The organism is Serratia sp. YC16 (assembly GCF_009707615.1).
GTDB classification, from domain to species: Bacteria; Pseudomonadota; Gammaproteobacteria; order Enterobacterales; family Enterobacteriaceae; genus Serratia; species Serratia surfactantfaciens.
In genome coordinates, this window is the sequence record NZ_WLYN01000001.1 from 714,224 (window position 1) to 741,221 (window position 26,998).

The window sequence follows — 26,998 nt, forward strand, 5'->3', positions numbered from 1 at the left end:
CGGAGAACGCCATGCTCCACCAACACAATCCCGCCTCGACCGGTGATGCGCTCGATCTCGATGGGCGCGGCCTGACGCAGCTCGACGAATCGCAGCTAACCGGCCATGCACTGCGCAAAATCAGCCTGTACGACAATCAGCTGACGGCCTTCCCCGCCTCTATCTTGCAACACCGCAACCTGCAGGTGCTAAACATCTCCTGCAATCAGATCGGCCACCTGCCGCCGGAGATTGGCCAGTTACAACAGCTCGAGATGTTCGACTTTGGCCACAATCGCGCCAGCGAGCTCCCCGAGGCGCTGGGCCAACTGCATCGGTTGAAATACCTCTATTTGAGCGATAACGGCTTTTGCTGTCTGCCGCACTCGCTGGCGCAGCTGCAACAGCTGGTCTATCTCAACGCGACCGACAACCATCTGACCGCGTTGCCACAGGCGATACCGAGGCTTGCGGCATTGCAGGAGCTGCGTTTATACAACAATCGCATCCGCAGCCTGCCAGCCGAAATCGGGCAACTGCGCGCGCTGCGCGAACTGCATATCATGAAAAACGCCCTGACCACGCTGCCGGCGGAGATCGTCCTGCTCAGCGAGCTGGAGGTTCTCGATGCGACGAACAACGCCATCGCCGCGCTGCCGAAAGCCTTCTGCCGCCTGCCGCGATTGAGCGAGCTGAGCCTGCGTTTCAATCAGCTGACGCAGCTGCCGGATAATATCGGTGAGCTGACGGCGCTAAGAAGCCTGGATCTGCGGGCCAATCGCCTAAGCGACCTGCCGGAAAGCCTTGGCGAACTGAGCCGGCTGCGCAAGCTGGACCTGCGTTGGAACGATTTCACCCACACGCCGAAAGTCGTCGACATCCTGCGGGCGCGCGGCTGTATGGTGCACATTTGAAGAGACGCCGGTCGGGTGAGACCCGGCCGGCGTTAGCGACAGAAGAAATTAACGGTACAGATCATCGCGCGAGTAAGGTTCAATCTCCCCTTCCTTACGCGTTTTCAGCAGTTTGAGGATCCAGGTGTACTGCTCCGGGTTCGGGCCCACCAGATTTTCCACCTCTTCGTTCATGCGGCGAGCAATGCGCGGATCGTCGGCTTCGGCCAGGTCATCCATCGGCTCGCGAATATAGATATCCAGCATGCTGGTTTTGCCGTCGTACACCGGGAACAAAGGCACGATAGCCGCACGACACACCTTCATCAGCCGCCCCACCGCCGGCAGCGTCGCCTTATAGGTCGCGAAGAAATCGACGAACTCGCTGTGCTCCGCGCCATGATCCTGATCGGGCAGGTAATAGCCCCAATAACCCTGCCGCACCGAACTGATAAAGGGTTTGATGCCGTCGTTGCGCGCGTGCATACGGCCGCCGAATTTGCGGCGCACGGCGTTCCATAGGTAGTCGATCAGCTGATTACGCTGATTGTGGAACATCGCCGCCATCGGTTGGCCGCGCGCGGCCATCAACATCGCCGGCACATCCACCGCCCAGCCGTGCGGCACCAGGAAGATCACGTTGCGCCCTTCCGCCCGGATCCTGTCCAACACTTCTTCGCCGTGCCAGCGCACGCGCTTGAGCACTTTCTCCGGCTTGGTGCAGGCCAGTTCCGCCATCAGCACCATCGACTGCGGCGCGCAGGCGAACATCTGGTCGATGATGTGTTCGCGTTCGCTTTCCGGCAGCTCCGGCAAGCAATAAAGCAAGTTGATGCGGGCGCGGCGGCGCGCCCCCTTCGCCAGCTTACCGGCCAGTTTGCCGACCGCGCCCAGCACCGGATCGCGCAGGCGCGCAGGCACCAGCGAAATGCCGGCCATCAGACCGGTTCCCAACCACACGCCCCAGTAGCGTGGAGATAAAAAGGCTTTCTGAAACTGCGGGATGAACTCTACGTTCGATTTCTTCTCGTTTTGCATGCACATGCTCTTGGCTTAGCGATTCGGCTAATCATAATTGCCATCACCGATTTTGCAATTAACAACCGCGAACCGCCCAGATAAAACAGCATCGGCCCGCAATCAGGCCGATGAAATTAGCGGCGCCGAAGCGCCGGAAAAGGGGGACGTTAATCCAGCTGCAGTTGAGGAACGACTTCCTTCACCTGCGCCAGATAATCGCTGCGGTCTTTGCCGCTCAGCCCTTCGGAACGCGGCAGCTTGGCCGTCAGCGGGTTCACCGCCTGCTGGCCGGTCCACAGTTCAAAGTGCAGGTGCGGCCCGGTGGAGCGCCCGGTGTTGCCGGAAAGCGCAATACGATCGCCGCGTTTCACTTTCTGGCCGGGTTTCACCAGCAACTTTTTCAGATGCATATAGCGCGTAGTGTACTGGCGGCCGTGGCGGATCGCCACATAGTTGCCCGCCGCGCCGCTGCGCTTGGCGATCACCACTTCACCGTCGCCGACCGCCAGCACTGGCGTGCCGACCGGCATGGCGAAATCGACGCCCTTATGCGGCGCCACGCGCCCGGTCACCGGGTTCACGCGGCGCGGGTTGAAGTTGGAGGAGATGCGGAACTGTTTCATGGTCGGGAAACGCATGAAGCCGCGCGCCAGGCCAGAGCCCTGGCGATCGTAGAATTTGCCGTCTTCGGCGCGGATCGCATAGTAATCCTTGCCGCCGGTGCGCATACGCACGCCCAACAGCTGACTTTGCGATTTCTTGCCGTCGAAATGTTCACGCGACATCAGCACGGAGAATTGGTCGCCTTTGCGCAGCTTGCGGAAATCGAGCTGCCACTGCAGCGCCTTGATCACCGCATTGATTTCGTTACGATTCAACCCGGCATCACCGGCGCTACTGACGAAGCTGCCGTTGACCCGGCCGCTGATCACGTTGTTGCGCCATTCGCCCTGCTGCGCCTCTTTCGATTCTTTGAAGCTGTTGCCGACGCGGTCATAGGTGCGGGTTTCACGGCGAGAAACCTCCCAGGTCAGCTGTTGCAGGTCGCCCGCGTCGTTCACGGTCCACGACAGTTGCTGGCCGATCTTCAGGTTACGCAGATCGCGGTTTTGCGAAGCCAACAGAGTGACATCCGACATGTCGATGCCATATTGCGTCAGAATGCTGCCGAGGGTGTCGCCGGTAGAAACCACATATTCATGCACGCCGTCATCGCCGGCATCCTTCTGATCCAGTTCATCCTGCGGGATTTCGTCATCGGGGGTGGGTTGGTCGGCATCGATCGGCTCACTGGCTTCGGGAAGCAATGACCGCAACTGACTGGATTCTAATTCGACGTTCTTGGCGATGGGATTATGTTCTGGGTGATAAACAAAAGGCCGCCAAACAGCGACGGCCAATGTGACGACTGTCAGCGACCCCAGCATGACGCGGTGGGGCCGTGGCAGGTTGTTATACGCCAGAGCGATAGTTCGGACTATCTGCTGCACTCGATATTATCCTCATAAGCTTTACTTCAGGCAGCTCACGTACTGGTTTGACAGCGCTGTCAGGAATTTCCCGTAGCTGTCCTTCCCCAGCGCGATGCCGATGCCCAGCGGGTCCAGCGTTCCTGAACGCACTTTGGTACCCTTGGCGACGGCATTGATTACGGCCGGCCTGAATTGTGGCTCAGCAAAAACGCATACCGCTTTCTGCTCAACCAACTGTGTTCGAATTTGGTGTAGGCGCTGTGCTCCAGGCTGAATTTCGGGATTGACGGTGAAATGGCCCAGCGGACTCAAACCGTAGTGTTTCTCAAAGTAGCCGTAAGCATCATGAAAAACAAAATAACCCTTACCTTGCACAGGCGTAAGCATGTTACCAACATTTTTGTCAGTTTGCGTCAGCAGATTCTCGAACTGGCGCAGGTTTGCGTCTAATTTGTCCTTATTTTGCGGCATAAGTTCCAATAATCTGTCGTGAATCGCGATCGCCGTCACTTTTGCCACCTCCGGCGACAACCAAACGTGCATATTGTACTCGCCGTGATGATGCCCGTGATCGTCATCGGCATGATTATGCGCTTCACCTGCATGATCATGATCGTCGTCATCTTCGCCTTTCATCAGCAGCGGTTTCACCGCCGGCAGTTCGCTGATGGCCAGTTTGCGGTCTGCCGAAATCGGCACCAGCGCCTTGGTCAGGAACGCTTCCATATCCGGCCCGACCCACAGCACCAGGTCTGCGGAGCGTAGGCGCTGGATATCGGAGGGACGCAGCGCGAAATCGTGCGGCGAAGCGCCATCCGGCAGCAGCACCTCGGTCGGCGTCACGCCGTCGGCGATCGCCGATGCGATAAAGCCTAACGGACGAATCGAGGTCACCACCGCAGCGGAAGCGCTGCTCAGCGGGCCGGCCATCAACAGTGCGCTGGCCAGCAGCGTGCGCTGCAGCCATTTATTTTTCTGTGCCATCATCAGTAATCCCATCGTTTTCATCAACAAGGCGTGATATTATAACATCCGCTTCGTTCTGCAACCTGTAATCTCGAGATGTCCACACTGATAACGCTAAAAAATATCTCCGTCGCCTTCGGCAGCCGCAAGGTGCTGTCGAATATTTCCCTCAGCCTGCAGCCCGGCCGCATTCTCACGCTGCTTGGCCCGAACGGCGCGGGCAAATCCACGTTGGTGCGCGTGGTGCTCGGATTGGTCAAACCAACCGCCGGCACGCTGGAGCGGGAGCCCGATCTGCGCATCGGCTACGTGCCGCAAAAACTCCACCTCGACGCCACCCTGCCACTGACCGTCAGCCGCTTTATGCGATTGAAGCCCGGCGTAAAGAAAGCCGACATTCTGCCGGCGCTCAAGCGCGTGCACGCCGCGCACCTGCTCGACCAGCCGATGCAAAAGCTCTCCGGCGGCGAGAACCAACGCGTACTGTTGGCGCGGGCGCTGCTGAATAAACCGCAACTGCTGGTGCTGGACGAACCCACGCAAGGGGTGGACGTCAACGGTCAGTTGGCGCTGTACGACCTGATCGATCAGCTGCGTAAAGAGCTGGGCTGCGCCGTGCTGATGGTCTCGCACGATCTGCATCTGGTGATGGCCAAAACCGACGAGGTGTTGTGCCTCAATCAGCATATCTGCTGTTCCGGCGCGCCGGAGGTGGTCTCAATGCATCCCGAATTCATCGCCATGTTCGGCAACCGCGGCGCAGAACAGCTGGCGGTGTATCGCCACCATCACAATCACCGCCACGACCTGCAGGGAAGAATTGTCTTGAAGAAAACCGGGAGCCGCGAAGCATGATCGAATTGTTACTTCCCGGCTGGCTGGCCGGGGTTTTGCTGGCTAGCGCCGCCGGGCCGCTGGGCTCCTTCGTGGTCTGGCGCCGCATGTCCTACTTCGGCGATACCCTGGCGCACGCCTCGCTGCTCGGTGTCGCCTTTGGTCTGCTGCTGGACATCAATCCTTTCTATGCGGTGATCGCCATTACCCTGCTGCTGGCCCTGGCCCTGGTGTGGCTGGAACGCCGCCCGCAGCTTTCGGTGGATACCCTGCTCGGCATTCTGGCCCACAGCGCCCTGTCGCTGGGGCTGGTGGTGGTGGCGCTGATGTCCAACGTGCGGGTCGATCTGATGGCCTATCTGTTCGGCGATCTGCTGTCGGTCACGCTGAGCGATATTGCGATGATCGCCGGTGGCGTCGCCGTGGTGCTGCTGGTGCTGTGGTGGCAGTGGCGCGATCTGCTGTCGATGACCATCAGCCCGGAGCTGGCGCACGTCGACGGCGTCAATCTGGCGAGGGCTCGCACCGTGCTGATGCTGATTACCGCATTGACCATCGGCCTGGCGATGAAATTCGTCGGCGCCCTGATCATCACCTCGCTGCTGATCATTCCGGCGGCCACCGCTCGCCGCTTCGCGCGTACGCCGGAGCAAATGGCCGGCGTCGCCGTGTTGCTCGGCATGGTGGCGGTCACCGGCGGCCTGACCTTCTCGGCGTTTTACGATACGCCGGCCGGCCCTTCGGTGGTGCTCTGCGCCGCCGTGCTGTTCACGCTGAGCCTGTTCAAAAAACAGCAGGCCTGATTTAAAGCCGGGATATGACAAGGGCCGCATTTGCGGCCCTTTTTCATTGAGGATGGAAAACTTACTCTTCGCGTTCGAGCCCGAAGTGCCGGTAAGCATGCTGCGTCGCCAAACGGCCGCGCGGCGTGCGCTGAATAAAGCCCTGTTGGATCAGGAACGGTTCGATCACGTCTTCGATGGTTTCGCGTTCTTCGCCGATCGCCGCCGCCAGGTTGTCCAACCCGACCGGGCCACCGGTAAACTTGTCGATAATCGCCAGCAGTAGCTTGCGATCCATATAGTCGAAGCCCTCGGCATCGACGTTGAGCATATCGAGCGCCTGCGCCGCCACCCCGCCGCTGATCACGCCGTTGGCGCGCACCTCGGCGAAGTCGCGCACCCGGCGCAACAGGCGGTTGGCGATACGCGGCGTACCGCGCGCGCGACGGGCCACCTCATGGGCACCCTCATCGGACAGTTCCAGCCCCAGACAACCGGCGCTGCGAGAAACGATGTGCTGCAAATCCGCTACCTGATAAAACTCCAGCCGCTGGACAATGCCGAAACGATCGCGCAGCGGTGAGGTCAGCGAGCCGGCGCGGGTGGTGGCGCCCACCAGGGTAAACGGCGGCAAATCGAGCTTAATCGAGCGCGCCGCCGGCCCTTCGCCGATCATGATATCCAGCTGGTAATCTTCCATCGCCGGATACAGCACCTCTTCCACCACCGGTGACAGGCGGTGGATTTCGTCGATGAACAAGACGTCGTGCGGTTCGAGGTTGGTCAGCATCGCCGCCAGATCGCCCGCCTTCTCCAGCACCGGGCCGGAGGTGGTGCGCAGATTCACCCCCATTTCGTTGGCCACGATGTTGGCCAGGGTAGTTTTCCCCAGCCCCGGCGGGCCGAAGATCAGCAGGTGGTCGAGCGCGTCACCGCGCTGTTTGGCCGCCTGGATGAAGATCTCCATCTGCTCGCGGACGTGCGGCTGGCCGACATATTCGGTCAACAGCTTGGGGCGAATGGCACGATCGAGGACGTCTTCCTCGTTGATCGGTTCGGCGGAGATCAGGCGATCGGCTTCAATCATTATCTACCTCTTAGCGGCCTTACAAAGCAGCGCGCAACGCGTCGCGGATCAGCGTCTCGCAGTCGGCACCCGGTTTGGCAATTTTGCTGACCATGCGGCTGGCTTCCTGCGGCTTGTAGCCCAACGCCACCAGCGCCGAGACGGCTTCGGCTTCCGCGTCCGCTTCCGGCGTTTTGTCGGCGGCGGCCGGCAGGCTGATCTCGCTGCTGTTGTTGAACAGATCGCCGTTGAGCCCCTTGAAGCGGTCTTTCATCTCTACCACCAGGCGCTCGGCGGTTTTCTTGCCCACGCCCGGCAGCTTGACCAGCGCAGTGATCTCTTCGCGCTCCACCGCACTGACGAACTGCTGTGCGGACATGCCCGACAGGATCGCCAGCGCCAGCTTCGGCCCGACGCCGTTAACCTTGATCAGCTCGCGGAACAGCGCACGCTCTTGCTTGTCGTTGAAACCGTACAGCAGCTGCGCGTCCTCACGCACCACGAAGTGGGTAAACACGATGGCCTCTTGCCCCAGTTCCGGCAGCTCGTAAAAGCAGGTCATCGGCATGTGCACTTCATAGCCCACGCCGTTTGCCTCCAGTAACACCAGCGGCGGCTGCTTTTCCAGAATATTTCCTCTGAGACGACCTATCATTTACCCTCCTGCAGAATTACCGGGCATGGCGCCCTGCCATGCCGTTGCTGGTAAAGCTTATAACATAAAAAAGGCTGGATGAATATCCAGCCTGAGTAATCACCGCTTTGCGTCAGCGCAAACGCCCGCGCGCCAGGTTCAGCCGCCCTTCGCTCATCCGCAGCACGTTCTGGCTAAGGTGGCAGTGGGTAATGGCGATGGCCAGGGCGTCGGCGGCATCCGCCTGCGGGTTGGCCGAGAGTTTGAGCAGCGAGCGCACCATGTGTTGCACCTGCGCCTTTTCGGCTGCACCGGTGCCGACCACGGTTTGTTTGACCTGCCGCGCCGCATACTCGAACACTTCCAGATTCTGATTCACCGCCGCCACGATCGCGACGCCGCGCGCCTGACCGAGCTTGAGCGCCGAATCCGGGTTCTTGGCCATGAACACCTGTTCGATGGCGAAGAAGTCGGGCTGGAACTGGGTGATGATCTCACTGACGCCGGCATAAATCAGCTTCAGCCGCGTCGGCATGTCGTCCACCACCGTGCGAATGCAACCGCTGGCGATATAGCTCAACTGACGCCCCTGCTGGCGAATAAGGCCATAGCCGGTGACGCGTGAGCCGGGATCGATACCGAGTATGATCGCCATATCTACATCCACCTTGCATGCACGGCGCCGCCGAGTGGCGGCGCCCGTTTTACCGGATTACAGCGTCGCCGCCACTTCGTCGGAGATCTCACCGTTATGGTAAACTTCCTGCACGTCGTCGCAGTCTTCCAGCATATCGATCAGGCGCAGCAGCTTAGGCGCGGTTTCCGCATCCATGTCGGCCTTGGTCGATGGGATCATCGACACTTCCGCCGCTTCGGCTTCGAAGCCCGCCGCGGTCAGCGCGTCTTTCACCGCGCCCAGGCTTTCCCAGGCGGTGAACACGTCGATGGCGCCATCGTCATAGGTCACGATGTCTTCCGCACCGGCTTCCAGCGCCGCTTCCATCACGCTGTCTTCATCCAGGCCCGGTGCGTAAGTGATCACGCCCTTCTTGGTGAACAGGTAGGCAACGGAACCGTCGGTGCCGAGGTTGCCGCCGCATTTGGTGAAGGCGTGACGCACTTCCGCCACGGTGCGGTTGCGGTTGTCGCTCAGGCATTCGATCATGACGGCGGTGCCGCCAGGGCCGTAGCCTTCATAGATGATGGTTTCCATGTTGGTATCATCATCACCGCCCACGCCGCGCGCGATTGCACGGTTCATGGTGTCGCGCGTCATGTTGTTCGACAGTGCCTTGTCCATCGCCGCGCGCAGACGCGGGTTGGAATCCGGATCGCCGCCGCCCAGCTTGGCGGCCGTGACCAGCTCACGAATAATCTTGGTGAAAATTTTACCGCGCTTGGCGTCCTGCGCCGCTTTACGGTGCTTTGTGTTGGCCCACTTACTATGACCTGCCATAAAAAAATCTCCGAAAAAAACTACTGGACTGAATTGATCACGAACTCTTCAATCGCCTGCTGATTGCTCCACGACTTGGTCAACTTCACGGCTTCTGCCGCCTCAAGCCATTGGTAAGCGTGATGCTCGGTAATCACCGGATCGCGCTCCTCGGGCAACGCCAGACAAAACCAGTGCTCTTTATTGCGCGTGGTTCCCGGCGCATAGCGATGTCGCAAATGGACAAAGAGTTCAAACTCCACGCAGCGCTGGCAATCGAACAACGGCAGGTGCTCTGCTTCGATATCGATGCCGACTTCTTCCATGACTTCACGCTGCGCGGCATGCGGCGGCGACTCATCCTGCTCCAGGCTGCCGGTGACCGACTGCCAGAACTCGGTATCGTCGCGCCGCTGTAACATCAGCACCCGACCACTGGATTTCGCGTAAATCACTACCAGGATAGATTCAGGGCGCTTATAACTCATCACTCGCTCTCTTGTTCCGCACCGGCTTTCTTTACCACGCTGATCGCCAGCTCCTGCAGCGACGCCGGGTTGGCGAAGCTCGGTGCGTCGGTCATCAGGCAGGCCGCCGCGGTGGTTTTCGGGAAGGCGATGACGTCGCGGATGTTGTCGGTGCCGGTCAGCAGCATCACCAGACGGTCCAGGCCGAAGGCCAGGCCGGCGTGCGGCGGCGTGCCGTACTTCAGCGCGTCCAGCAGGAAGCCGAACTTCTCGCGCTGTTCGTGTTCGTTAATGCCCAGAATGCTGAACACCGTCTGCTGCATTTCGCTGCGGTGAATACGCACCGAACCGCCGCCCACTTCGTAGCCGTTGATCACCATGTCATAGGCGTTGGCGATGGCGTTGACCGGCGCGGCGGCCAGCTCTTCCGGGCTCATGTCGCGCGGTGAAGTGAACGGGTGGTGCATAGCCGCCAGGCCGCCCTCTTCGTCTTCTTCGAACATCGGGAAGTCAACCACCCACAGCGGCGCCCAGCTGTCGAGTTGGGTCAGCGCCAAATCGCGACCCAGCTTCAGGCGCAGCGCGCCCATCGCATCGGTGACGATCTTGAAGCTGTCGGCGCCGAAGAACAGGATATCGCCGGTCTGCGCATCGGTGCGCGCCAGGACGGCTTCCAGCACGTCCGCGCTGAGGAATTTGGCGATCGGGCTCTGCACGCCTTCCATGCCGGCGGCGCGGTCATTGACCTTCAGCCACGCCAGGCCTTTGGCACCGTAGATGTTGACGAAAGCGCCGTACTCGTCGATCTGCTTACGGGTCAGCTGTGCGCCGCCCGGTACGCGGATCGCCGCCACGCGGCCTTTGGCGTCATTGGCCGGGCCGGAGAACACTTTAAACTCGACGTCCTTGACCAGGTCAGCCACGTCCACCAGCTCCAGCGGGTTACGCAGGTCCGGCTTGTCGGAACCAAAGCGACGCATCGCTTCGGCGAAGGTCATGACCGGGAAATCGCCCAGATCCACGCCTTTCACGTCCAGCCACAGTTCACGCGCCAGTTTCTCCATCACTTCACGCACCTGATCCGCGGTCATGAAGGAGGTTTCGACGTCGATCTGGGTGAATTCAGGCTGACGGTCCGCACGCAGGTCTTCGTCACGGAAGCATTTGACGATCTGGTAGTAACGATCGAAGCCGGACATCATCAGCAGCTGTTTGAACAGCTGCGGGGACTGCGGGAGCGCGTAGAATTTGCCCTTGTGCACGCGGCTCGGCACCAGGTAATCGCGGGCGCCTTCCGGCGTCGCCTTGGTCAGCATCGGCGTTTCGATGTCGAGGAAACCGTGGCTGTCCATGAAGCGGCGCACGAAGCTGGTGATCTTGGCGCGGGTCTTCAGACGCTCGGCCATTTCCGGGCGGCGCAGATCCAGGTAGCGATATTTCAGGCGCGCTTCTTCGCTGTTGACCTGGTTGGAGTCCAGCGGCAGCGGCTCGGAGCGGTTGATGATCTCGAGCGCGTGAGCGAACACTTCCACTTCGCCGGTGGCCATATCTTTATTGATCTGGCTGTCCGGACGCGCACGCACGGTGCCGACGATCTGGATGCAGAACTCATTGCGCAGGTCGTAAGCCTTGTCGAACGCCACTTTCTCGTCCGGATCGAAGAACACCTGCACGATGCCTTCGCGGTCGCGCATATCAATAAAGATCAGGCCGCCGAGATCGCGACGACGATTGACCCAACCACACAGAGTGACTTCCTGGCCCACGTGGGACAGATTCAACTGCCCGCAATATTCAGTACGCATACGCTATCCTTTTACACAGCCGATGCCGCGCCGGGCTACTGCGCCCCTGTCGCGCGGCTGTTATCTGATAAATTCTACTTGTTGCCCGGTTTAAAATCCGTCGCATACCAGCCGGTGCCCTTAAGCTGGAAACCGGAGGATGAGATCAACTTGGTCAACGCGGGCTGCCCACACGCCGGGCAGTCTGCCAGCGGCGCATCGGAAAATTTTTGCAATTTCTCTAACCGATGGTTGCAAGCACCACATGCATATTCATAAATCGGCATAGGTCGTTGGATTAAAGAGTGTTGAAAAAAGGGAGTCATTATAAAGGAAATTCATCCGCCCGATAAGTGCGAACACAGCATTGTTACTGCACTAAATGGCGCGTTTTTGTCCGAATCAACACATCGATTAACAAATTTCCCATTAACCTGCGACAGTTTTTTCACGTAGCCTGACTCTCCCCCGGTTTTGCGCCTTACGCCGCTCGGCTGGCGTACCGAACAGTTTTTATCCACTTCGCAACGAGATGAAATCCATGCTGAAACTTGACGCCCAAACCACCGCTCTGGTGCTGATCGATTTGCAAAACGGCATTCTCCCTTACGCCGGCGGCCCGCACAGCGCCGATCAGATCGTGGCGAACGCCGCGTTGCTGGCCGCGCGTTTTCGTATGCTGGGCGCGCCGGTACTGCTGGTGCGCGTCGGCTGGTCAGACTCCTTCGCCGAAGCGTTGAAGCAGCCGGTGGACAAACCGGCTCCCGCGCCCGCCGGCGGTTTACCGGCCAATTGGTGGGAGTTCCCCGCGCAGCTGGCGGTCAGCGACAGCGATATTCGGGTAACCAAACGCCAATGGGGCGCCTTCTACGGCACCGATCTGGATTTGCAGCTGCGGCGCCGCGGCGTCAAATCCGTGGTGCTGGGCGGCATTTCCACCAATATCGGTGTGGAGTCCACCGCCCGCGCCGCCTGGGAGCACGGCTATGAACTGCTGATCGCCGAAGATGCCTGCAGCGCGCAGAGTGCGGAAATGCACCGCTTCGCGTTCGAGCACATCTTCCCGCGGCTGGCACGGGTGCGCGACACCGGCGAAATTCTTGCCGCGCTCGAGCGGTAACGTTAAGTTGTAGCCTGATGAGCTAAGTAAAGGAAGACGACGCCGTGATCTACATCGGACTGCCGCAGTGGCAACATTCGGCCTGGAACCGTATCGGGCTGCGTGATTTGGCGGATTACAGCCGCTACTTCAACTGCGTGGAAGGCAACACCACCTTCTACGCGCTGCCGAAACTGGAGATCGTGCAGCGCTGGCGCGACATGACCGGCGACGATTTTCGCTTCTGCTTCAAATTCCCGTCGGACATCAGCCACAAGGCAGCCCTGCGCAACTGCGCCGCCGAGCTGCAGGCGTTTTACCACTGCCTGAGTCCGGTGCACCAGCGCATCGGTCAGCTGTGGCTGCAGTTGCCCGCCGCCTTCGGCCCCGATGAGCTGCCGCGCATGTGGCAATTCTTCGAAAGCCTGCCGAAGGAATTCACCTACGGCGTTGAAGTGCGCCATCCGGCGTTTTTCGCCAAGGGCGAGGAAGAACGTGCGCTGAATCAGGGGCTGCACCAGCGCGGCATCAATCGGGTGATCCTCGACAGCCGCCCGGTGCATCACGCCGCCCCCAATAGCGCCGCCGTGCGCGATGCGCAGCAGAAAAAGCCGAAGCTGCCGGTACACGCCCTGGTCACCGCCGACCAACCGCTGGTGCGCTTTATCGGCGGCGATCAACTGACTGACAACCTGCGTTGGTTCGAAGCCTGGCAGCAAAAACTGCCGCTGTGGCAGCAACAGCATCAGCCTTATCTGTTTATTCATACGCCGGACAACGGCGATTCCCCCCAGCAAGCGCAAAAAATTTGGCAACAGCTGCGCCTGGCGATCCCCAATTTGCCTGCGCCGCCGGACTGGCCGGAACAGGATGCACTGTTTTGACCTATTAATCTGACCAATAACATCAAATATTTCCCCGCGACAGTGAATACAATGACGGCTATGATGCTGGCTGCCAGTTTTGGTTAGGGAACGGAGTGAAAAATGGTAAGCGCGCTTTATGTGGTGCTCGGCGCATTGTTGTTGATCAAACTCTCTTATGACGTAGTCAGATTAAGGATGCAGTACCGCGTAGCCTACGGCGACGGCGGTTTTTACGAGTTACAGACCGCCATCCGCGTACATGGCAACGCCGTTGAATACATTCCTATCGCTGCCTTATTGCTGGTGATTATGGAGATGAACGGCGCGGAAATCTGGATGATTCACCTCTGCGGCCTGATGCTGATGGCCGGGCGGCTGGTGCATTACTACGGTTTACGCAACCGCGAGGTGCGCTGGCGCCGTTCGGGCATGGCCGCGACCTATATCTCTTTGTTGTTGATGGTGCTGGCAAATATCTTCTATCTGCCGTGGGATCTGATTTTCAGCCTGCATTGATCCCGTTTTATCACCAGGCGGCCGCGCCGCCTGCTTCCGCTCCGCTTTTTTGCGCTTTTCTGTTAGACTACGCAGCTTCGAATTCTGAACTGATTTGCCGCTATGCCAAACCGCGATACCCTTTTCTCCGCCCCCATCGCCAAACTGGGCGACTGGACCTTCGACGAACGCGTCGCCGAAGTGTTCCCCGACATGATCCAACGCTCCGTGCCCGGCTATTCCAACATCATCTCGATGATCGGCATGCTGGCCGAACGCTTTGTGCAACCCGACAGCCGAGTGTATGACCTCGGCTGCTCGCTGGGCGCGGCGACGCTGTCGATGCGGCGGAATATCAAGGTGCCCGGCTGCCATATCGTCGCCGTCGACAACTCGCCGGCGATGGTGGAACGCTGCCGCCGCCATATCGACGCCTTCCGTGCCGAGACACCGGTTGAGGTTATCGAAGCCGACATTCGCGATATCGATATCAAGAATGCCTCGATGGTGGTGCTGAACTTTACGCTGCAATTCCTCGAACCCGCCGACCGCCTGCGTCTGCTGGAGAAAATCTATCGCGGCCTGCGCCCGGGCGGCGCGCTGGTGCTGTCGGAGAAGTTCAGCTTTGAAGATGCCGAAGTCGGCGAACTGCTGTTCAACATGCACCACGATTTCAAACGCGCCAATGGATACAGCGAGCTGGAGATCAGCCAAAAACGCAGCATGCTGGAAAACGTGATGCTGACCGACTCGGTGGAGGCGCACAAGGCGCGTCTGCAACAGGCTGGGTTCGAGCATGCCGAAGTGTGGTTCCAGTGCTTCAACTTCGGTTCGCTGATCGCTCTGAAAGCGGGGGATGCGCAATGATCGAGTTTGGTGACTTCTATCAGCATATCGCCAAAAGCCCCCTCAGCCACTGGCTGGATACGCTGCCCGCGCAACTCAGCGCCTGGCAGCGGGAGTCGCTGCACGGCAAATTCAAACAGTGGTTCAACTCGGTCGAGCACTTGCCGACGCTGGCCCCAACCCGCCTCGATCTACTGCACGGCGTGCGCGCCGAGATGGAACCGGGGCTGTCGCCGGGCCAGCTCGAAGGTATCGAGAAAATGCTGCGCACCCTGATGCCATGGCGCAAAGGACCCTTCTCTCTGTATGGCATCGATATCGATACCGAATGGCATTCCGACTGGAAATGGGATCGCGTGCTGCCGCACATCTCCCCGTTGGCCGGCCGTACTATTCTCGACGTCGGCTGCGGTAGCGGTTATCACCTGTGGCGCATGATCGGCGCCGGCGCACACTTTGCCGTAGGCATCGATCCGATGCAGCTGTTCCTGTGCCAATTTGAAGCGGTGCGCAAACTGTTGGGCGGCGATCATCGCGCCCACCTGCTGCCGCTCGGCATCGAGCAGTTGCCGGAACTGGCGGCGTTCGACACCGTGTTCTCGATGGGCGTGCTGTATCATCGCCGCTCGCCGCTCGATCACCTGTACCAACTGAAAAATCAGCTGGTCTCCGAGGGGGAACTGGTGCTGGAAACGCTGGTGGTGGAAGGCGATCGCCACCAGGTGCTGGTGCCGGGCGACCGTTATGCGCAGATGCGCAACGTGTATTTCATTCCTTCCGCCGAAGCGCTGAAATGCTGGCTGGAGAAATGCGGCTTCGTCGACGTGAAAATCGCCGATATGTGCGTCACCAGCCTCGAAGAACAGCGCCGTACAGACTGGATGACCAGCGAGTCGCTGGCTGAATTCCTCGACCCGAACGACCGCAGCAAAACGGTTGAAGGCTATCCGGCGCCGCTGCGCGCCGTGTTGACCGCCAAAAAGCCCTAGCGCTTGCTAATCGGGCCGGCCTGCGCCGGCCCGCATTTACCCGTTGCCAACATCGACAATCCGCAGCTCATAGACCATCGTCGCGTTCGGCGGGATCTGCGGCGCATAGCCCGTTTCACCGTACGCCAACTCCGGCGGCACCACCATCGTCAGCGAGCCGTGATTTTTCAGATGGCCTATCGCCTCGCGGAACAGCGGCGGATAGGCGGAGAGCGGCTGTGACATCACCTTCCCACTGCGATCCATATCCTGAATCACGCTGCCGTCGGTCAAGCTCTCTTTCACCACGATGTCCACCCGCGCATTTTCCGCAATGGCTTCATCACCGGCATAATCGATGCGATACCAGAAGCCGGCTGGCGACTTCTGCGTGCCCTTCTTCTTTTTAAACTCGGCGACGAACGCTTCGCCTTTGCTGGTTTGCGTCTTCGCCGCCTGGCTTCTGGCGTCGTTCACCGCTTTTTCCGACTCCGCCAATGCGCTGGCCAGCTGCGCATCGCTCAGTTGGTAATGGCCGTTGAAGGTATCAATTACGCCGGCCAGCAGCACGGTTTTATCGGGAATGATGCCCCAATTTTTACGCTCCGCCAGCATCGTTTGAATGTCGCGCCCCAGGGCGACACCGGCGGCATAGCTCTGTTGCTCCGGTTTTTTCTTGAGCGTCAGTGCATCCGGCAGCCATTTGGCCCGCGCTTTCAGCCCATTTAGCTCCTCTTGCAAGGCTTGCTGCGCCTGATGGGCGGCTGCCAGCGCCGTCGCCGTTTTATCCGCCTGTTGCGTCGCGTTATCCCGCTGCTGCGCTGCCTGCGCGCTTTCCGCTGCTGCCGCCGCCAAACGCTGTTCCAGCGCCTTAGCCTGCTCGGTTTGCGTTTGGTTTTTTTCCTGCAGCTGCGCCAGCTGCTGTTGCAGCTCGCCCGTCGTCTTGGCGGCCACGGCCTTTTGCTGCGCCAACGCCGCCTTCAGGCTGTTCTCTTGCTGCTCGGCTTGCTGGCGCTGGCTGTCCCGCTCTTTCTGCAGCGTTGCCAGCTGCTGCTGCAGATCGCCCGCCGTCTTGGCAGCCTCGGCCTCTTGCTGCGCCAACGCCGCCTTCAGGCTGTTCTCTTGCTGCGCGGCATGCTGGCGCTGGCTGTCCCGCTCGTTCTGCAGCGTTGCCAGCTGCGGCTGCAGTTCGCCCGCCGTCTTGGCAGCCTCGGCCTTTTGCTGCGCCAACGCCGCCTTCAGGCTGTTCTCTTGCTGCCCGCCCTGCTGGCGTTGGCCGTCCAGCTCTTTCTGCAGCGTTGCCAGCTGCTGCTGCAGTTCGCCCGCCGTCTTGGCAGCCTCGGCCTTTTGCTGCGCCAACGCCGCCTTCAGGCTTTTCTCTTGCTGCCCGCCCTGCTGTCGTTGGCCCTCCTGCTCTTTTTGCAGCAACGCCAGCTGCTGCTGGAGCGTATCCTGCGCCTTGGCGGCCTCGGCCTTCTGTTGTTCCAGTTCAGCGGCGGCCGCTTTTTTGTCCTGCTCATAACGCTGGCGCGCTTTATCATTGGCGGTTTGCGCCGCCGTCAGTTTTTCCCGCCAGACCTGCTGCGGAACGTTATCAGACGATTCAGACAACGTCGCCAACCGTTGTTCCAGCGATGCGATGCGTCGATCTCGCTCCTCGGTTTGTTGCTTTTGCTGCGCTAGCGCCGTTTGCGCCGCGGCTATTTGCGCCTGAGCCTGTCGCTCCTGCGGCGTCAGGTTCAACGCCTGCCGCACGCCGCTGGCAAAGTCGCTCAACGCGCTCAGATCGGGTGCCGCTGCCGGTTTATCGGCAGCCGCCAGGGAGGACGCGACGCGCAACGCGGTCAGTTCCTGCTGCAATGATTGAATAGCGGCTTGCTGTTGATCCAATCGCGCATCTTTCTCGCGCAGCGTCTTTTGCAACTGCGCCAGTTGCCTCTTCTGAGTGGCCGCCTCGCGGGGTTGAACCGGCCGGCTCGCCGATTTTTGGGGTTTCTGGGGCTGGACGGCCGTTGCAGCGGCGTCCGCCGCCGGGGCATCCTGCCGCTGGTAGCGCTCGGCAAATTGCAACAGCGCAGGCACATCGTCATCTGCCACAGCAACCGTTGGCGCAAACGCCAAGGGTATCATCAGGCTCAGCAATGCCTTTCTCGCACGCAGGATCATTTGGCGCGTTCTCCGCGCTCAGCCAGTCCGGTCATCATTGCAGAACTGATGTCCGCACAAAGGCGGTTGGTACGATAACGATACAGCGCGTCGACGGTTTCCTGCGTGTCCGTATTGACCCGTTGGCGTACCCCGGCATATTGCGCTGCACCGCCCATCAAGGTATCGAATTCGCGTTTGAATTTTTGGTACTTTTCGTTATCCATGCCGCGCATCGCATCCAGTTCGCGCTGACATTGCTGCATGCGTTCGGCCTCACGCTGCCGTTTGTCTTGCTCCGCAATTTCTTCTGCGCTGGGCGGCTTGCTTAAGGTAGAAACAGGCCGCTTGGCGGTCTGACAGCCGGTCAGGGTCAAGGTCAGCAAAAGCGCAGCGGTCAAACAGTGTGCCGTTCGGGTCATTATCGTTATCTCCTTGTTAAGTCCGCCATCAGCGCGTTCTGCGGCTGCGCCGACGGCTCTCCTCAATTGATGCTGTGATGTTCCGGCCATCAGCCAGGCTGTGTTCGGACATGAAAATGCAGACGCAGCATTGAGAGGCATGGCGCCAATCATTCACCGCATAAATGCATATCAAAAAATCATTTAATATTATGATATTTAAAGGATTTTAACTCACAAACTTATCAGCAGGACATAACGATCGCAAGAGGAGTTAAGGCCTGTTCAGCCGCGAAACGGCGTTGGAATGGGCAGAGAGTCTTTACAAGGCATAAAAAAAGCCCCGGCAATACGCCGGGGCCTGGTACTTGCGCGATCGCCGAGGGCTCAGCGTCACGCAAAGGGGTCTTACGGCCCGGAAACCGGTTGTCAAACGCGGTTAGCTGCGTGTTTATGCGCTTTGCGCCAAGGGATCAACCAAGGCCAGCGCGTTTTTCATCGCCTCCACCATTTCGCCATCCACGCAATAATGGCTAAATTCGTCAAACTCGTTGTCGGAGCACATGGTGACCCCCGCCTTGCGGTAACGCATGGTCGACGGCACCAGATGGCCGGAAGAGCTGTGCAATTCGTGCAGGCCGATATCGACAAACTTGTGCAGATTGCTGAGGCGCACGCCAGCGCCCGCCATGATCACCGGCCCCTGACTGGCCTGGCGCAAATCGCGCAGCAGCGGCAGACCCAGTTCGGCGCTCTGCTGTTGGCCGGAGGTCAGAATGCGCGCCACGCCCAGGTCGGTCAGTTGCGCGAGCGCCACCATCGGGTTCTGACACATGTCGAACGCGCGATGGAAGGTCACCGCCATGCCCTCACAGAGCTTCATCACTTCGCCCATGCGCGGCAGATCGATGTGCCCTTCTTCATCCAGCATGCCGACCACCACGCCAGGGAACCCCATCTCGCGGATCTGGCAAATATCCTGCTTGATCACCGCGAAATCAACCGCGCCGTAGCAGAAATCGCCACCGCGCGGGCGTACGATCGGATGTACCGGGATCGAAACCCGCTCGCGCGCCAGACGCAACGTGCCATAACTCGGCGTCAATCCCCCTTCGCTCTGGCTGGCGCACAACTCGATACGATCGGCGCCCGCCCGTTCGGCCGTCAGCGCACAGTCGACGCTAAAGCAACAAACTTCCAGTTTTATCATTGTCACCCCCAGATAACGGCCAACATACGGCGGCAATTGTTCATTTCTTTATTTCTCACGTAGGCTCATGCTTAAGCATAAACCGGCTCAGGGTTATCACTATGGCATTCAATTTTGATCAATGGGTAGACCGCAGTCACAGTGACAGCGTTAAGTGGGATAAATATCGAGATCGTGACATTATTCCGCTCTGGGTCGCCGACAGCGATTTCACCTCACCGCCGGCGGTGATCGAAGCCTTGCAGCGCCGCGTAGCGCACGGCGTGTTCGGTTACACCCATCCATCCCATGATCTTATTGAGGTTTTTACCCGCCGCATGGTAGAGCGCTACGGCTGGCACATCAAGCCTGAGTGGATCATTTTCCTGCCGGGCCTGGTGTGCGGCCTGAACCTGTGCGTGCGCGCCTGCACCGATGCCCACCAGAGCACGCTGGCCCCTACCCCGATTTATCCGCCGTTTCGCAAAGCGGCCAAATTCGCCGGACGCCAACACCTCTCGGTGCCGCTGGCGGCAGTGGAGCAACGTTGGGTGTTGGATTTTGCCGCGATACGCGGACGGCTCAGCGGCAACGAAAAGCTCCTGCTGCTGTGCAACCCGCAAAATCCAGGCGGCACCGTTTATCGCCGAGAGGAGCTGTTGCAGCACCATCAGTTCGCCCGCGAGCACGATCTAATCGTCTGTTCGGACGAGATCCACTGCGAACTGCTGCTTGAACCCGGCGTGCGTCATATCCCTTTCGCCACCCTGAACGAAGACGCGGCCCAACGCAGCGTAACCCTGATGTCGCCATCAAAAGCGTTTAATCTCGCCGGGTTGGGCGCCTCGATGGCGATCGTCCCTAATGACGCGCTGCGACAAAAGCTGAAACGCGCGCGCAGCGGCATCGTGCCGGAGGTCAATCTGCTGGCGCTGATCGCCGCCCAAGCGGCCTATCAATACGGGCAACCCTGGCTGGACGAGCAGTTGATTTATCTGCGCGCCAATCGCGATCGGCTGACAGAGCGCATCAACGCCATGCCGGGATTGAAGTTGTTGCCGATTGAAGCCACCTATTTGACCTGGATCGACTGCAGCGCTTTGCCGGTGGACAATCCGCAACAGTTCTTCGAGCACGCGGGCGTTGGATTAAGCGCCGGTTTGGATTTCGGCGATCGGCGCTTTGTACGACTGAACTTCGGTTGCCGGCGGGCTCTGCTCGATGAAGCGCTCGAACGCATGGCGCGGGCCTGCGCCACGCTGTTCGACTAGCCTTGCTCGCTGGCGACAATGTCCCGAATGGAGTAAGGATGAAACTTGATCGTGACCGTTCCGTCGGTGATGGCCAGGATTGGATTCGGCAATCTCTCGCCTTCGTTTTTTGGCGAGCTTTGCTTCAGCTTGATCCCCGGTGCCAGCAATACTTCATCGGCAAGATAGCTCAACGCCCGGGCGTGCAGCGTCTGCGGATCGCCGCTCAGGACCAACTCGACATGTTCCCAGCCTTCATGCGGATAGCGTTTCTCCCCGGGATACGGCAGCTCGACACAGTCTATGTGCCACGGGCCCACGACCAGCGGCTGCGACAAATCGAACAGACAGATAGGCCGCCCGTTGATCACCGCCTCGGAAAACAGTGTTCCGCACTGCATCAATCCCTGACGCCAGCGTTCGGCAGTGGCGTTTTGGTGGCAACGCAGGGAAATGTGATCGGCGGTAAACGAGGACAGATCGAGCCGCAGTCTGGCTGCAAATTGTTGCAACGCCTGTTCGAAACGCGGTAGGTCAAGCGTCAGATCGTCAAGCTCGGCAATAGCCTGCAAGGGAGTGGTCATAGAAACCTCAAAACAACGAGCGTAAAGTTAAACGCCGTAATTTACACGGTGGTGGCCGTACTCGCCAGAGATACGCGACAGTTCCTCCGGTTTTCTGACATCGGCGAAGAACAAGAAACCGATATCCTATAAGGGGGGGGATATAAAATTGGCAATAAAATAACAAATCAGATTTTTCGCACTTCATTATACTTTTTAATCATGACGCCCGGACTTAAGTTATTTTACACAAGTTAAACCCGCATTGAGTCGTTAAACCGATTGAATTACTTAATTTATCCGGACCCTGATGATGCTTCCAGATTATGCAAAACAAAAAACCCAACCCGTTGTATAAAAAGAAGATAAAATTATCAGATAAACAAAATCCTAAGGATTATCTTAATTTCGATCTGGGCAATTGATTCACCGAAGCAACTCGGCTACCTTGGAGGAAAATTTAATTCGAGATGATCATTATGCTATTGCTGACGATATCCTTGGTGTTGATAATTATCGCCGTATACGCCATTTACCGTCATTTTAAATCACGCAGCCCCAATACGTTTGGCAGCAAACGTCACAATAAAAAACGTTAGCCTCCAGGCTCTCTCCTCCCTGCCTGCTCTTTTCTCGGCCGTACCATTTCCCACCTTCTGACAATCGACCTGATAATCGACGGCCGCACCCGACAACAGTTTCATCGCGGCGGCCGTGCCAACTGCTGACGGGCTGTGTCAAATCGGTTACACTTGCAGGCTGTTTTGTGGCGGTCGCCGTCGGCGCCCACCACCGTTGAATCCCGCAGGGGCTGGCATCGGCCCCTCGTTCGTCATTAAGGTAACCCGGTGAATATTCAGGTTCTTCTTTCAGATAAAGTCAGCCAGGCGCTGATCGCCGCTGGCGCCCCAGCCGATTGCGAAGCGCAGGTCCGCCCATCCGCCAAGGCTCAGTTTGGTGATTACCAGGCCAACGGCGTGATGTCCGTCGCCAAAAAGCTCGGCATGCCCCCTCGCCAGCTGGCGGAAAAAGTGGTGCAACTGCTGGATCTCGGCGACATCGCCTGCAAAGTGGAGATCGCCGGCCCCGGCTTTATCAATATTTTCCTGAACAGCGAGTGGGTCGCCCGTCAGGCGGACCTGGTGCTGAGCGCGCCGAAACTGGGCATCGCGCCGGTTGAGCCGCAAACCATCGTTATCGACTATTCCGCGCCGAACGTGGCGAAAGAGATGCACGTCGGCCACCTGCGTTCCACCATCATCGGCGACGCCGCGGCGCGCACCCAAGAGTTTCTGGGCCATAAGGTGATCCGCGCCAACCACGTCGGCGACTGGGGCACTCAATTCGGCATGCTGATTGCCTATCTGGAAAAAATGCAGAATGAAAACGCCAGCGATATGGGACTGTCCGATCTGGAACAGTTCTATCGCGAAGCCAAGAAGCATTACGACGAAGACGCCGAGTTCGCCGAGCGCGCGCGCGCGTACGTCGTGAAGCTGCAGGGCGGCGATCAGTACTGCCTGAAAATGTGGCGCAAGCTGGTCGACATCACCATGGCGCAAAACCAACTGACCTATAACCGCCTGAACGTCACGCTGACCGAAGACGACGTGATGGGCGAAAGCCTGTACAACGCGATGCTGCCGGGCATCGTCGCCGATCTGAAAGCCAAAGGGCTGGCGGTGGAAAGCGAAGGCGCCACCGTGGTGTTCCTTAACGAATACCAGAACAAGGACGGCGACCCGATGGGCGTCATCATCCAGAAAAAGGATGGCGGCTACCTCTACACCACCACCGACATCGCCTGCGCCAAGTATCGCTACGAAACCCTGGGCGCCAACCGCGTCCTGTATTACATCGACTCCCGTCAGCATCAGCACCTGATGCAGGCCTGGACCATCGTGCGCAAGGCCGGTTACGTGCCAGAGTCCGTCTCGCTGGAACACCACATGTTCGGCATGATGCTGGGCAAAGACGGCAAGCCGTTCAAGACCCGCTCGGGCGGTACGGTGAAGCTCTCCGATCTGCTGGATGAGGCCATTGAGCGCGCCGAACAGCTGATCGCCGGCAAAAACCCGAATATGCCGGAAGACGAAATGAAAAACGTCGCTCGCGTGGTCGGCATCGGCGCGGTGAAATACGCCGACCTGTCGAAAAGCCGCACCACCGACTATGTCTTCGACTGGGATAACATGCTGGCCTTCGAAGGCAATACCGCGCCTTATATGCAGTACGCCTATACCCGTGTGGCATCGGTATTCAAACGCGCTGGCATCGACGAAACCAGCCTGACGCTGCCGCTGACGCTGACCGAAGAGCGCGAAATTGCGCTGGCCACCCGCCTGCTGCAGTTCGAAGAAGTGCTCACCACCGTCGCGCGTGAAGGCACGCCTCACGTCATGTGCAGCTACCTGTACGATCTGGCCGGTCTGTTCTCCGGTTTCTACGAGCACTGCCAGATCCTGAGCGCCGACAGCGAAGAAGCGCGTCAGAGCCGCCTGAAGCTGGCGCTGCTGACCTCGAAAACGCTGAAAACCGGTCTGGATACGCTGGGTATCGAAACCGTCGAGCGCATGTAAATCGCGCTGTGCGGAAAAACAAAAAAGGTCGCCAAGGCGACCTTTTTTCATTCTGGCATTCGGCTCAGGCGACCCGGCGCGCGAAATCACGCGGACGGAAACCCAACCCGGCCAGCACGCCGAAATAGGCCACCACACCGGCCACCACCACCGCAGCCAGGCGCAGCAAACGCTCCAGCATATTGCCCTGATCCCAGGCCGGCATCAGCCACATCGCGCCAATCAATACCGCCGACATCACCAGTACCGCGATCACCAGCTTGGTGAGGAACAGCGCCCAGCCAGGCTGCGGCTGGAAGATCTTTTGCTTGCGTAATTGCCAATACAGCAGCGAAGCGTTCAGACAGGCCGCCAAACCGATCGACAGCGCCAAACCGGCATGTTTCAGCGGGCCGATAAATGCCAGGTTCATCACCTGCGTCATGATCAGCGTAATAATGGCGATTTTGACCGGCGTTTTGATGTCCTGACGCGAATAAAAGCCCGGTGCCAGAACTTTCACCACGATCAGCCCCATCAGCCCTACCGAGTAGGCCACCAGCGCGCGTTGCGTCATCGCCGCGTCAAAGGCGCTGAACTTGCCGTACTGGAACAGCGAGACGGTCAACGGCTTGGCCAAAATACCCAGCGCGATGGCGCTCGGCAACGCCAGCAGGAAGCACAGACGCAGCCCCCAATCCATCAGACGCGAATACTCGTCGTGGTTGCCGCTCGAGAAGCTTTTGGCCAGCGACGGCAGCAGGATAGTGCCCAGCGCCACGCCCAGCACGCCGGAAGGAAACTCCATCAGGCGGTCGGCGTAATACATCCAGGACACCGAACCGGACACCAGAAACGAAGCGAAAATGGTGTTGATGATCAGCGAGATTTGGCTGACCGACACCCCGAGGATCGCCGGCCCCATCTGACGCATCACGCGCCAGACCCCGGCATCGCCCAGCTTGAGTCGCGGCAGCACCAGCATGCCGATCTTGCGCAAGTGCGGCAGCTGGTAGCCCAGCTGCAGCACGCCGCCGACCACTACCGCCCAGGCCAACGCCAGCACCGGCGGGTTAAAGTAGGGGGCGGCAAACAGCGCAAAACCAATCATGCTGACGTTCAGCAACGTTGGCGCAAAGGCCGGGATCGAGAAGCGGTTCCAGGTATTGAGGATGGCCCCCACCAGCGATGCCAGCGAAATCAACAGAATATAGGGGAAGGTGATGCGCAGCAGCGCCGACGTCAGCGCAAACTTGTCGGGCGTATCGGTAAAGCCCGGCGCGGTGAGATAGATAACCCAGGGCGCGGCCAGCATCCCCAGCACCGTCACTACTGCCAGCACCAGCGTCAGCAGCCCGGAGACGTAGGCAATAAACGTGCGCGTCGCCTCTTCACCCTGCTGGCTTTTATATTCGGCCAGGATCGGCACGAAGGCTTGCGAAAACGCTCCTTCGGCGAAGATACGGCGCAACAGGTTGGGAAGTTTGAACGCCACGAAAAAGGCGTCCGTTGCCATACCGGCCCCGAACACGCGCGCGACGATCGCATCGCGGGCAAAGCCCAACACCCGCGAAAACATCGTCATCGAGCTGACGGCAGCCAAGGATTTGAGTAGGTTCATGTGGTTATCTGATAGGTACCGTAAATATCAACGCCTGCAACAGCAGGCGTCAGTGAAACAATCGGCTCAGTTTACGCATCCGGAAAAGAATAGCTACCGCCATATGTTACATAGAGTTATCCCGCAGCAAGCGCTCGACCATCCGCTGAGCCACCAGCGCCTGTTCGCCGCCGGTTTCCGGCGCGCTCTGATTGGCAACCGCATGGAGAAAATGCCGCACCGCCCCGTCGAAGCCACGTTGCACCAGCGTGCTTTGCCACCCCGGCACCGGCTGCTCCAGCTCGCCCTGCGCATCTTCACGCAGCCAGTGACGCATATCGGTCAACTGGTACAGCGCGCCGTCGGTCACCGCCTGCACGCTTTCGCGCTGGCTGCCGCCGCGGCGATGCATGCTGGTCGTCACCTGCGTGTCTCCGCAGGCGAAGTGGTGTTCGGCATACAGCATTTCGCCTGCGGCGTTAACCCGCAAGCTGCCGCTCAGCAGTTGCTCGCGCCCACCCGCCAGCCACAGAGCGGTATCCACCACGTGCAGGTAATCATCCAACAGGGTAAAACGCAGGTCTTGAGGGCCGACGCTGTCCGCCCGGTGTTTGTCCATGCGAATGGAAGCCGGCTGGTTCATTTGCTGCTTGAGCTGCTGATAAAGCGGCGCGAAACGGCGGTTGAATCCCACCATCAGCGTTTTGCCCCGCCGCTCGGCCAGCTCGAGCAACTGCTCGCCCTGCTCCAGCGTTTCCGCCAACGGCTTATCGACGTAAACATGCACGCCACGGTTGAGCAGCTCACCAATCACCGAGAAATGGCTGGCGGTGCTGCTGTGGACAAAGATCGCATCGCACTGTTCAGCCAGGCTGTCCAGACGAGGGAAACAGGCCATGCGATAGCTGTCGCATATCGGCTGCGCCTTTTGTTGATTGGGGGAAAAGCCGCCCACCAGCGTCCAGTCCGCCGCCTGCCCAAGGATCGGCAGATACGCTTTCTGCGCGATGCCGCCCAATCCCACTACACCCACGCGCAATTTAGTCATTCGTCTCTCTCGCCAACAGTTGCTGCATTTGCCGTTTCAACTCCGCCACTTCAATTTCCAGCGCGCTGACCCTGGCGCTCAATTCGTCGTCGGCCTCCGGCTCGAGCGCCAGCGGCGCCTCATCAACCTGACCGCTGAACAGATGCATGAATCGACTTTCGCGCTTGCCGGGCTCACGCGCCAGGCGCACCACAAACGGGCCATCCTCCCGGGTGGCCAACTGCTGCAGCACCTGTTCAACCTCGCTGACATCGCTGAACTCATGCATCCGATTAGTACGGGTGCGCAGCTCGCCCGGCGTTTGCGCGCCGCGCAGCAGCAAGGTGGCGATCACCGCCAGCTCGGCGGGTGAGAGTTTCAACTGACCGAATTCGGAATTGCAAAACCGCTGCTCGTACTTCACCACCCGATTGCCAAACCCGCTGAGGGTGCGCAGGAAATGTTTGCGCAGCAACAAATCGAGCAGTTGCTGCACCTCGCTTTCGCTCAGGTCCATCACCGGCTCGCGGTTGGTCTTTTGGTTACAGGCCAGGGTAATGGCGTTAAGCGAAAGCGGGTATTGGTCCGGGGTCGTGACCTGTTTTTCCAACAGGCAGCCGATAACCCGGGCCTCTTTGGCGTTCAATTCATATTTCATC

At 59.4% G+C, this 26,998-nt stretch carries 27 protein-coding genes; 10 read left to right on the plus strand and 17 right to left on the minus strand.

Translation table 11 applies throughout. From position 1 onward, the window contains the following. The first annotated feature begins 11 nt into the window (after nt 1-11). Nucleotides 12-893, plus strand: coding sequence for a leucine-rich repeat domain-containing protein (locus tag GKN89_RS03280; RefSeq protein ID WP_154746334.1), 882 nt, complete (start codon nt 12-14; stop codon nt 891-893). Nucleotides 894-941: 48 nt separating this feature from the next. On the opposite strand, the gene lpxM is transcribed toward GKN89_RS03280, so the two are convergent. The 3 genes from lpxM to znuA form a co-directional block, all read right to left on the minus strand. Further along, nucleotides 942-1,910, minus strand: a complete 969-nt coding sequence (gene lpxM / locus GKN89_RS03285; RefSeq protein WP_019452803.1) for a lauroyl-Kdo(2)-lipid IV(A) myristoyltransferase — start codon at nt 1,908-1,910, stop codon at nt 942-944. Between the two features lie 149 nt (nt 1,911-2,059). Beyond that, the gene (gene mepM / locus GKN89_RS03290; RefSeq protein ID WP_063918482.1) at nt 2,060-3,382 is read right to left on the minus strand and encodes a murein DD-endopeptidase MepM; all 1,323 of its coding nucleotides are present in this window, start codon (nt 3,380-3,382) and stop codon (nt 2,060-2,062) included. 21 nt (nt 3,383-3,403) lie between these two features. Then, on the minus strand, nt 3,404-4,348 hold the full coding sequence (gene znuA / locus GKN89_RS03295; protein ID WP_154746644.1) for a zinc ABC transporter substrate-binding protein ZnuA: 945 nt from the start codon (nt 4,346-4,348) through the stop codon (nt 3,404-3,406). Between the two features lie 78 nt (nt 4,349-4,426). On the opposite strand from znuA, the gene znuC reads away from it, so the two are divergent. Both znuC and znuB read left to right on the plus strand, forming a co-directional pair. Further along, complete coding sequence (gene znuC, locus GKN89_RS03300) at nt 4,427-5,185, plus strand: zinc ABC transporter ATP-binding protein ZnuC (protein ID WP_004932357.1); 759 nt, start codon at nt 4,427-4,429, stop codon at nt 5,183-5,185. Beyond that, nucleotides 5,182-5,967, plus strand: a complete 786-nt coding sequence (znuB, locus tag GKN89_RS03305; protein ID WP_019452806.1) for a zinc ABC transporter permease subunit ZnuB — start codon at nt 5,182-5,184, stop codon at nt 5,965-5,967. The genes znuC and znuB overlap by 4 nt, the downstream gene beginning before the upstream one ends. 61 nt (nt 5,968-6,028) lie before the next feature. Here znuB and ruvB read toward each other — a convergent pair whose 3' ends face one another. From ruvB to GKN89_RS03340, 7 genes are all read right to left on the minus strand, one after another. Then, nucleotides 6,029-7,033 carry a Holliday junction branch migration DNA helicase RuvB gene (gene ruvB / locus GKN89_RS03310; protein WP_019452807.1) on the minus strand — a complete coding sequence of 335 codons (1,005 nt, stop codon included), beginning with the start codon at nt 7,031-7,033 and terminating at the stop codon, nt 6,029-6,031. 19 nt (nt 7,034-7,052) lie between these two features. Continuing rightward, complete coding sequence (gene ruvA / locus GKN89_RS03315) at nt 7,053-7,667, minus strand: Holliday junction branch migration protein RuvA (protein ID WP_004932365.1); 615 nt, start codon at nt 7,665-7,667, stop codon at nt 7,053-7,055. Nucleotides 7,668-7,779: 112 nt separating this feature from the next. Continuing rightward, nucleotides 7,780-8,301 carry a crossover junction endodeoxyribonuclease RuvC gene (gene ruvC, locus GKN89_RS03320; RefSeq protein ID WP_004932367.1) on the minus strand — a complete coding sequence of 174 codons (522 nt, stop codon included), beginning with the start codon at nt 8,299-8,301 and terminating at the stop codon, nt 7,780-7,782. 57 nt (nt 8,302-8,358) lie between these two features. Continuing rightward, nucleotides 8,359-9,102, minus strand: coding sequence for a YebC/PmpR family DNA-binding transcriptional regulator (locus tag GKN89_RS03325; RefSeq protein ID WP_004932370.1), 744 nt, complete (start codon nt 9,100-9,102; stop codon nt 8,359-8,361). Nucleotides 9,103-9,122: 20 nt separating this feature from the next. Further along, complete coding sequence (gene nudB / locus GKN89_RS03330) at nt 9,123-9,569, minus strand: dihydroneopterin triphosphate diphosphatase (RefSeq protein ID WP_019452808.1); 447 nt, start codon at nt 9,567-9,569, stop codon at nt 9,123-9,125. Further along, entirely contained in the window at nt 9,569-11,353 is a 1,785-nt protein-coding gene (aspS, locus tag GKN89_RS03335) for an aspartate--tRNA ligase (protein WP_019452809.1), read from the minus strand. The genes nudB and aspS overlap by 1 nt, the downstream gene beginning before the upstream one ends. Nucleotides 11,354-11,427: 74 nt before the next feature. After that, on the minus strand, nt 11,428-11,658 hold the full coding sequence (locus GKN89_RS03340) for a zinc ribbon domain-containing protein (protein WP_320204121.1): 231 nt from the start codon (nt 11,656-11,658) through the stop codon (nt 11,428-11,430). Between the two features lie 215 nt (nt 11,659-11,873). On the opposite strand from GKN89_RS03340, the gene GKN89_RS03345 reads away from it, so the two are divergent. The 5 genes from GKN89_RS03345 to cmoB all read left to right on the plus strand — a co-directional run bounded on the left by GKN89_RS03345 (nt 11,874) and on the right by cmoB (nt 15,627). After that, nucleotides 11,874-12,452, plus strand: a complete 579-nt coding sequence (locus GKN89_RS03345) for a hydrolase (RefSeq protein ID WP_154746335.1) — start codon at nt 11,874-11,876, stop codon at nt 12,450-12,452. Between the two features lie 47 nt (nt 12,453-12,499). After that, nucleotides 12,500-13,315: a DUF72 domain-containing protein gene (locus tag GKN89_RS03350; RefSeq protein WP_370520172.1), complete on the plus strand. Its 816-nt coding sequence runs from the start codon at nt 12,500-12,502 to the stop codon at nt 13,313-13,315. A 102-nt stretch (nt 13,316-13,417) separates the two neighbouring features. Continuing rightward, entirely contained in the window at nt 13,418-13,813 is a 396-nt protein-coding gene (locus GKN89_RS03355; RefSeq protein WP_154746336.1) for an MAPEG family protein, read from the plus strand. A 102-nt stretch (nt 13,814-13,915) separates the two neighbouring features. Continuing rightward, on the plus strand, nt 13,916-14,659 hold the full coding sequence (gene cmoA, locus GKN89_RS03360) for a carboxy-S-adenosyl-L-methionine synthase CmoA (RefSeq protein ID WP_063918483.1): 744 nt from the start codon (nt 13,916-13,918) through the stop codon (nt 14,657-14,659). Continuing rightward, on the plus strand, nt 14,656-15,627 hold the full coding sequence (gene cmoB / locus GKN89_RS03365) for a tRNA 5-methoxyuridine(34)/uridine 5-oxyacetic acid(34) synthase CmoB (RefSeq protein WP_154746337.1): 972 nt from the start codon (nt 14,656-14,658) through the stop codon (nt 15,625-15,627). The genes cmoA and cmoB overlap by 4 nt, the downstream gene beginning before the upstream one ends. A gap of 36 nt (nt 15,628-15,663) precedes the next feature. On the opposite strand, the gene GKN89_RS03370 is transcribed toward cmoB, so the two are convergent. The 3 genes from GKN89_RS03370 to cutC form a co-directional block, all read right to left on the minus strand. Next, nucleotides 15,664-17,772 carry an FKBP-type peptidyl-prolyl cis-trans isomerase N-terminal domain-containing protein gene (locus GKN89_RS03370; protein WP_154746338.1) on the minus strand — a complete coding sequence of 703 codons (2,109 nt, stop codon included), beginning with the start codon at nt 17,770-17,772 and terminating at the stop codon, nt 15,664-15,666. Next, nucleotides 17,769-18,173 carry a hypothetical protein gene (locus GKN89_RS03375; RefSeq protein WP_025159811.1) on the minus strand — a complete coding sequence of 135 codons (405 nt, stop codon included), beginning with the start codon at nt 18,171-18,173 and terminating at the stop codon, nt 17,769-17,771. Before GKN89_RS03375 ends, GKN89_RS03370 begins: the two co-directional genes overlap by 4 nt. A gap of 430 nt (nt 18,174-18,603) precedes the next feature. Next, on the minus strand, nt 18,604-19,362 hold the full coding sequence (cutC, locus tag GKN89_RS03380) for a copper homeostasis protein CutC (RefSeq protein WP_154746339.1): 759 nt from the start codon (nt 19,360-19,362) through the stop codon (nt 18,604-18,606). A gap of 101 nt (nt 19,363-19,463) precedes the next feature. Here cutC and GKN89_RS03385 point away from each other — a divergent pair, with 101 nt between their 5' ends. After that, nucleotides 19,464-20,612, plus strand: coding sequence for a MalY/PatB family protein (locus GKN89_RS03385; RefSeq protein WP_154746340.1), 1,149 nt, complete (start codon nt 19,464-19,466; stop codon nt 20,610-20,612). On the opposite strand, the gene GKN89_RS03390 is transcribed toward GKN89_RS03385, so the two are convergent. Then, nucleotides 20,609-21,175 carry a VOC family protein gene (locus tag GKN89_RS03390; RefSeq protein ID WP_154746341.1) on the minus strand — a complete coding sequence of 189 codons (567 nt, stop codon included), beginning with the start codon at nt 21,173-21,175 and terminating at the stop codon, nt 20,609-20,611. The two genes, GKN89_RS03385 and GKN89_RS03390, sit on opposite strands and share 4 nt — an antisense overlap. Before the next feature lie 827 nt (nt 21,176-22,002). On the opposite strand from GKN89_RS03390, the gene argS reads away from it, so the two are divergent. Further along, nucleotides 22,003-23,733: an arginine--tRNA ligase gene (gene argS / locus GKN89_RS03395; RefSeq protein ID WP_370520151.1), complete on the plus strand. Its 1,731-nt coding sequence runs from the start codon at nt 22,003-22,005 to the stop codon at nt 23,731-23,733. Between the two features lie 64 nt (nt 23,734-23,797). Here the strand turns inward: argS and murJ are convergent, their stop codons facing one another. From murJ to GKN89_RS03410, 3 genes are all read right to left on the minus strand, one after another. Further along, on the minus strand, nt 23,798-25,333 hold the full coding sequence (gene murJ, locus GKN89_RS03400) for a murein biosynthesis integral membrane protein MurJ (RefSeq protein ID WP_123895173.1): 1,536 nt from the start codon (nt 25,331-25,333) through the stop codon (nt 23,798-23,800). Nucleotides 25,334-25,439: 106 nt separating this feature from the next. Further along, nucleotides 25,440-26,360, minus strand: a complete 921-nt coding sequence (locus GKN89_RS03405) for a Gfo/Idh/MocA family protein (protein ID WP_025159813.1) — start codon at nt 26,358-26,360, stop codon at nt 25,440-25,442. Next, nucleotides 26,353-26,997 carry a YceH family protein gene (locus GKN89_RS03410; RefSeq protein WP_154746342.1) on the minus strand — a complete coding sequence of 215 codons (645 nt, stop codon included), beginning with the start codon at nt 26,995-26,997 and terminating at the stop codon, nt 26,353-26,355. Before GKN89_RS03410 ends, GKN89_RS03405 begins: the two co-directional genes overlap by 8 nt. Nucleotide 26,998 lies beyond the last annotated feature (1 nt).